This is a genomic window from Streptomyces sp. NPDC048383 (genome assembly GCF_040651775.1).
In the GTDB taxonomy this organism is placed as follows: domain Bacteria; phylum Actinomycetota; class Actinomycetes; order Streptomycetales; family Streptomycetaceae; genus Streptomyces.
Window position 1 is genome coordinate 55,908 of record NZ_JBEZKS010000051.1, and the last position, 7,036, is coordinate 62,943.

At 67.3% G+C, this 7,036-nt stretch carries 4 protein-coding genes; 2 read left to right on the forward strand and 2 right to left on the reverse strand.

What is annotated here, in order from left to right; translation table 11 throughout:
* Positions 1-111 precede the first annotated feature (111 nt).
* Both AB0D46_RS29125 and AB0D46_RS29130 read left to right on the forward strand, forming a co-directional pair.
* On the forward strand, positions 112-2,280 hold the full coding sequence (locus AB0D46_RS29125) for a hypothetical protein (protein ID WP_362881803.1): 2,169 nt from the start codon (positions 112-114) through the stop codon (positions 2,278-2,280).
* Positions 2,281-2,434: 154 nt separating this feature from the next.
* Entirely contained in the window at positions 2,435-3,160 is a 726-nt protein-coding gene (locus AB0D46_RS29130) for a hypothetical protein (RefSeq protein ID WP_362881805.1), read from the forward strand.
* A gap of 79 nt (positions 3,161-3,239) precedes the next feature.
* Here AB0D46_RS29130 and AB0D46_RS29135 read toward each other — a convergent pair whose 3' ends face one another.
* On the reverse strand, positions 3,240-5,900 hold the full coding sequence (locus AB0D46_RS29135) for a Helicase associated domain protein (RefSeq protein WP_362881807.1): 2,661 nt from the start codon (positions 5,898-5,900) through the stop codon (positions 3,240-3,242).
* 61 nt (positions 5,901-5,961) lie between these two features.
* Positions 5,962-6,177, reverse strand: a complete 216-nt coding sequence (locus tag AB0D46_RS29140; protein ID WP_362881808.1) for a hypothetical protein — start codon at positions 6,175-6,177, stop codon at positions 5,962-5,964.
* Positions 6,178-7,036: the final 859 nt, after the last annotated feature.

The window sequence follows — 7,036 nt, forward strand, 5'->3', positions numbered from 1 at the left end:
GGCGGCGCCGTCGGAGGCCTTCCAAGGCCAAGACCACGTCGGCGGCGTGGCTTGTCAGTGGAGTACTGGAAACTGGTCATGCGTGATTGCGGCAGCGACAGGGGGAACGACGTGAGTGACGATGCCGTGCAGCTCGAGAGGCGTATCCGCTACGCCTTGAGCATCCTTGGCGAGAGCAACAGCCATCACGAGTTCGAGGCACTGTGCCTAGGTCTGGCACGCCGGAGGATTACCAGCAATCTGCTTCCGGCTACCGGCCCCGTTAGCAGTGGAGGTGACCAGGGCCGGGACGCCGAAAGCCACTGGACCAACATCCCGAGGGAACTGCCAGGCACCTCTCCGTTCGCAGTGCTTGCCTCCACGCAGCGGGTAGTAATGGCCTGCACCATCCAGAACACCGCGGTCCCGGGCAAGATCCGAAAAGACCTCGCCTCGATCTGCGGGCAAGGCACACCCGTCGAGCGCGTCATCTACTTCACCGTGACTGCCGTGCCCGCCAGGAAGCGCCACGACCTGATCGATGAAGCCGCCCGGGCACACCAGGTCGAGCTAGACATCTGGGACGCTGCTGCCCTTGCCCACCACCTTGCTGACCACGACCTGTTCTACCTAGCTGTCCAATACCTTCATCTGCCCTCCGACCTTGCTCCGCAACGCCCGGAAGCGGCTGGCGCGCTACCCGACTGGTATGCCGAAGCCCGTCAGCGATGGCAGACAAGCAATGAACCCGGCCGCACGCTGGGAGACCTGGTGGACCTGCGGGGACCGCTGCGCTATGCCACCTTTCACGACGAGGCCCGCGCAGACCTGGCGGAATGGATCGGCCACGCACGGGCTCTGCTGGAGGCAGCACCGGGGGACCTGACTGCTCTGCGGGCCCGTTACGAGATCGTCGTGGCGACCCTGCGCGGCCTGAACGACATGCGCACGGCAGACCAACTGGTCCGCGACTTCTTTGACACCGTCATCAACGACGACAGCCTCACCGATCCTGGAATCCTCGAGGACACCGTCGTGCTTCTCCAGTACGGATACGGAGCGCTGATCCGGGGCCTCACCTCGCTGACCGCAGACACCCTGTGCGTGTGGCAACGCCTGCTGACGGACAAGATCGGCCACTTGTTGGACGCCGATCCGCCGCCCAACGCCATGGCTCACCTACTGGCCATGCAGGCGCGCCTGGCACTTCACACCGACATGACGGCCACCGTCACAGCGTCACCGCAGGACCTGCCCACCATCGCGGAAGTCACCGCACACGTCCTTGAAGCGGTCGAAGCCGGTAAGCCTGTCCCTCCACTGCAAGAAGGTCCGCCGCTCACAGACATCGACGCAGGGATGCACACTCTGATCCGTCTGGGCCACCACCTGGACAACGCACCTCTGTTTCCCATCGAGCGCACAGCCGACATCTTCGACTACCTCGCCCCTGTACTGGTGGACCACCCCCTGTACCGAGAAGTCCGGGACCTGCTCGACGCCGCAACGGCCCGGACCACCGGCCAGACGACACGAGGTGAACGCGCCCAGTCCCGAGGCCACGCCTTGATCAAAGCGGGTCGCCTTCCGCAAGCTCTCCAGGAGATCCACGAGGCGAAGATCAACTGGTTGCGCGGCGACACCCTTGAGGGCGGCCTGAGCATGCTGCTGCTGTGCGCGCGCATCTACAGCGAACTCGGCCTGGCCGTGGCCGCAAAGCAGTACGCTCTCGCGGCTGCCACCGCCGCGAAGTCCGCCCCGAATCCCGAACTCCGCCGCTTCGTACCCCACGGCATCATCCGCGCCGCCCAGTACGACCACCAAGCGGGAAACTGGATTTCCGCCGCCCACCTGTTCCGCATAGGCTGCCTACTGCGACGATCCATACAACGGCGACCGATACCCGTATGTATGGGAGGTGATGGCCGAGCAGGCGCTCGCCTTCCGCGCTGCCGGCGCGGTGCGGCCTGGCCTCACGCCCGAGCTCCGAGCCATTGCCGCCTCAGCCGGAATCGACACCATCCTGGACGACATGCTCGCTCCGACCGCCGCAGCCACCGCAGCAACCGAAGACGCGTACGCCACACAAGCCGATGCACAGGGATTGGGGCGACCCTTCAGCGACGCCGGCCCCACACGCCACTATGCCTGGAACGCGCTCGGCGTCGACTGGGAGGTCACCTGTCTCAACGACCGTGTGTCGGTGCTGGCAGCGGAACGCTACACCGCAGCACTCCAGGTACTACTCGGCGAGCTCGCTGTACTGGATCCTCTCTTCCTGCCCGGGCGCCTTACGACTGAGATCCGTGCCGACGCCACCCTGCCGCACAATCAGCTTGTTTCCTGCGAGCAGACCACCGACCCCGAAAGCAACCAGTGGAGGCTGCGCCTACCCGCAGCTGCCCCTGCAGATCAGGAGATAGATCCTGCCCCTCTACTCACTGCTCTGGTCCAAGTGATGCTCTCCCAGTCGCTGCTCTCCGACCACGCGTTCATGGAACTTGTCGAGAAGGCATTGGCCAGCGGGCTATGGCACAAACTAATTGTCGGCCGTCCCTACGACGAACTGGCCGATTTTCTCAAGTCCGACGACTACCACGCGATGGCCGCCCTTGCCGCTCCAGCGGTCGGAGTAGGCATAGCCCGCCGTCCGCCGAAGGTGGCTGCTCTGCCGGCCCGGAGCGGGCCTGGACCCGGCTACGAGAAAGAGACGGCCCTCACCACAATCCGCAACCGCTACGCCTTCATGCTTCCCATCGTGTGCCACACCCTTCCGCGCCTGGCCGCGGACCCAGCCTTCCAGCGCACCGTCATAAAGTTGCGCAAGGAAGGGTGGCGAGACTGGCACCTGCTGACCGCCATCGCCAATGCCACTGGAAACCACCGTGCCCAATTGCAGGGTCTGTACCCCTCCCCGGGCGACTCTGACGAACACCGAGCCCGCATCGCCGCCGTGATGCAGGCTCCCGAGCGACCTAGCGGCTCGCCGGTCCCTGTAGAAGCGTTCTCAGAACACGCCATGCGGACACACCTGTCCGTGGCGGCTGTGAGTACCGCGCGGTTTTACGACCTCACCATTCGCCGTAGCCCCATTGCCCCAGAAGCACTGCTTTCGGTGCTCGGTGATCGCTACGGCTACTGGTCGGACGACGTCGACCACACCGATCCATTTACCTGGTGACGGTCAGATAGAGCGGCGCAAAGAGCTCTATCCCTCCACGGCACTCGGCGAAGCCTTCCTTGAACGGATCTGCTGCGTGTCATGCCCAGTCCACGCCCAGCTGCCCGAGGGCGGCCAGCTGGTCGGAGGTGAGCTTGTTGCGTCGGGTTTTGGTGTTGGAGACCCACACGCCCAGTTTCACGACCACCGGCTCGGCCTCGCCTTCGACCGTGATCTCCTCGCTGTGGGTGCGGGGCACGGGCCGGTGGGCGCCTTCCCTCCCGACCCACTGCGCAAGGGCCGTCAGGCCCCGCTGGAATGCCTGTTGCGCCTTGCTCGGCCCCTTCGCCGTACGACTGGCGGCCGTAGCCGGGGGCGGTGCCTGTGCGGGTTCTACGCCCAGCGCTGTCAGCCGTGCCTGCTGTTCGGGCAGGATCCGTGCCCAGGTGGCCGGCTGCTTCTGCTGCTGGAGCCACTTGCCGATGTCGTCGCCGTCCCACAGCACGCCGGGGGCGATGTCGGGCAGCTGTCCGTCGGCGTCCACCAGGTCCGCCAGGACCCGGAAGTGCCGCTGCCAGTCCAGCGGCCAGGGGCAGTTCCAGTCCTTGTCGATCTCGGCGAGCTGCGCGGCCCGGGTCGCTGCGGTGTGCTCGTCCTTCCCGAGCCCGTTCTTGGCGCCCTTGCGCCGGAGGTTGGCCATGTACTGGCCGATGGGCACCATCTGGTCGTCCTCGCCCCACATGGCGTCCTGCCGGGGCGCCAGGTGGCCGGTGGCCCGCCGATAGGACCGGAGCACGGCGAGCTTGGCCTCCCACGCCTCCTCGCCGGGCTCCCACACCATCCCCGCCTCCGGCGCGTCCAGCAGCGTCTTGCGCCGGTCCTCGAGCTCCCCGGTGCGCAGGGCCTTGCGCTGCTGGTGCACCCACCTGCCGAGTGGGAACGCCTTGGTGACGCCGACCTCGGTTTCGGTGTCGTAGGGGACGGCGTGCAGGCCGGTGATGTCGTTCTCGGATCGCCAGCGGATGAGGGCTTGGTAGCCCTCCAGCCAGACCAGGGATTCGGGTCGGTAGACGCGGGTGCGCAGGAACGCGGCGATGGTGGCGGCGTCCTGGGGTGAGGAGAAGTGCAGCAGCGCCGACTCGGCCGCCGCGTCGGTGTCGTCCTCCTGGTCCTCGCCCTCCCCGCCGGCCCCGACGATCCGCCCGTCCTCGTCCCGCCGGATATGAACCTTGCGCTTGCCGCTCGTCAGAGCCTGGGAGGCGAGCTGCTCGACCAGACGGTCGTCATGAGAGCGCAGGCCCTGAAGGACCGCTACAAGAGGGCGGAAGCTGGCGGAGGCGACCATGTCTTTCGGGTCCTCGCCGGGCTGGAGGAAGACGGGCACGATGATACGGGCGACCTTGGTGGAGCCGTCCTTGTTGAGGCGGAGTGCGCGGCCGATGTTCTGGACGATCTCGACCTGGGAGCCGCGGGTGTCGGCGAAGCAGATCGCTTCCACGCCTCGCTCGCCGGTGATGTCGACGCCTTCGCCGAGGACGCGTACGGAGGCGAGGAACGCCCGGTGCACACGGTGGCTGGTGGCGTCGATGCCGTTGGCGAACTGCCGCAGGACCTCGCGACGCTCGGTGACGAGGTGGTCCCCGCACAGCCACGCTGACCAGACCCGGTCCGGCGGGACGTGGCGGCCGGCCTCCAGCTCGTAGAACTCCGCGTCGATCGACGACTTCGGTAGCTGCTCCGCGGCCGACAGGTCGGCGTCGGAGGCGTCGGTGACGTACAGCTCGGTCGCCGTCTGCGGCAGTTTCTCCGCGAACGCGGCCGCCTCTTCCACTTTCTGGTGGAAGGTCATGACGGTGCGCAGGTTGTACGCTGCGGCGTGCTCCAGGAGAGCGGTCTGCAGGAGCGTCAGGCGTCGGCCCCGCTGCGCTTCCTCGGATTCACCGAGGACGGGGGAGGGGTCGCGGATCTCCAGGACGTCGATCTCGAACCCGGCGAGGATTCCCCGCTCGATCGCCTCCGACAACCCCAACTCGGCCAGCCACGCCCCGTAGGTGCCGTTCGGGTCATCGGCCATGCTCGCGATCTCTGGCTCCTGGCCCTCCGCGCCCTTCTGAGGCGCGGCCGCGGCCAGGATGCGCGGCGTCGCGGTCAGGTACAGCCGGAAGTCCGCCGGGATCCGGGCGTTGTCGTGGATCGCGGCCCAGGGCCTTCCGAGGTCGCCGGCGGTTCCGTGGGCCTCGTCGACGATCGCGAGGTCGAAGCCCGCCATCTGCTGCCCGTAGAGCCGGTCCCCGCCTGCCAGAGCGGCCTCCAGCGGGCCGCGAACCTTTCGCTGTCCCTCGGGTGCGTCGATGTCTTCGCGGTCCACCAGGGAGGCGTACGTGGCGAGCACGACGACCGGCCCGGACGCGGCCCACAGGGCGAGCTGGATCGGGTTGGTGGTGGTGCGGACCCCGAGCTCGTTGAGGACGGGGTCGTTCTCCAGCGAGCAGACGGCGATCATCGGGGCCCGGTGGCCCACCAGGCGCCACGCCTGGGCGGTCTGGGCGAGCAGGTCCAGGGTCGGGACGGTGACGAGGATCCGGCCGACAGGGAAGGACTCCAGCGCGCTCGCGGCGGCCGTGATTGTCTTGCCCGAGCCGGTCGCTGACACGATGGTGCCCCGGGCACCCTGCGGGGGCACAGATGACCTTTCAGGGAATCCCACCCATTTTCGGAACGCCGACTTCTGGTCGACCTGGTGTTCTCGGAGTTGAATCACAGCTTTGCGTTCCTTTCGCCAGGTCGGAATTCGACGCGCCAGAGTTTTGTGGGCTTCAGTGTTACCAGCCGTGTTCGGAGGGGCCGACGATGTCGTGGCCGATCTGGCGGGCGAGGTGGTGCGGCCGTTCCTCGTCGTAGGGGTGGACGTGGGCGTACACGGTGTGGCCGGCAATGGGCTCGTGGTTGGCGTCGACGTTGAAGCATGCCTGCACCCCGGCGCGTGCCTGCTCGGGTGGAAGGCCGAGTTCGGGTACGGCCGGCCACGTCAGGGCCATCCAGGCGAGCTGGCCCCATGTTGCGCGGGAGAGTACTTCCTGGGCTTTACTGAGCAGGTCGCCTGGGACTGGCGCTTCGACCATCACGGTCATGGGCAGTAGTGAGGCCAGCTCGTCGTCGTCCTGAGGCAGCTCCGTGGCGCGGAAGTAGGAACCGCCCCCGAGAACAGGCCGCGTGGAAACTGCTCGCGGGGGAATAGTGCCGCGGTGTACCGGACGTCGTCCGCCCGGGACAGCTCGGCGTACAGGTCGATGGTGGCGTCAGGCCACAGCTCGCCGCACTCGAGCAGGAGCTCGGCTACGGCGATGACTGACTTTACGTCTTCGCCCTCACTACGATGGACCGGGTACGCCCTTGAATTTCCCATGATCAGCCCTTTTCGTGCCCTGCCTGGGCTGTTGGGGTGTCTCGTGTTTCCGCCAACGGTACATGCCGCATCAACTCGATGCGCCCGCTACACTAGAACTCGACACGAACGAGCGACCCCGCCAGGCCCACGCAGTGGGCCTCAACGGTTCTGGAGGCGCAGCCGGAAGGACCGTCAGGCGGGGGAGCGCCGCGGACCCGCCCAGGGAGGACGCAGTCATCCCTCACTCCCCACTCAACCCTCCCGAAATCAGCTGACCCTGGAGGCGGAGCCGGAAGGACTCAGGCCGGGGAGCGCAGCGAACCCGCCCAACGAGCGGCAGACCCGGACCCCGTGAAACGGCGTCACCCGGGCTCGCGAAGCGGGCCGTTCGGGATGAAGCGAAGCGGAATCCCGAACCAGCCGCAGGGCCGGACGGTGACGCCTGGCACCTCCAGCCGGGCGAGGACGCGCCGCTCCTCCTCCGTCGTGTACAGCGGGTGGGCCGTGGC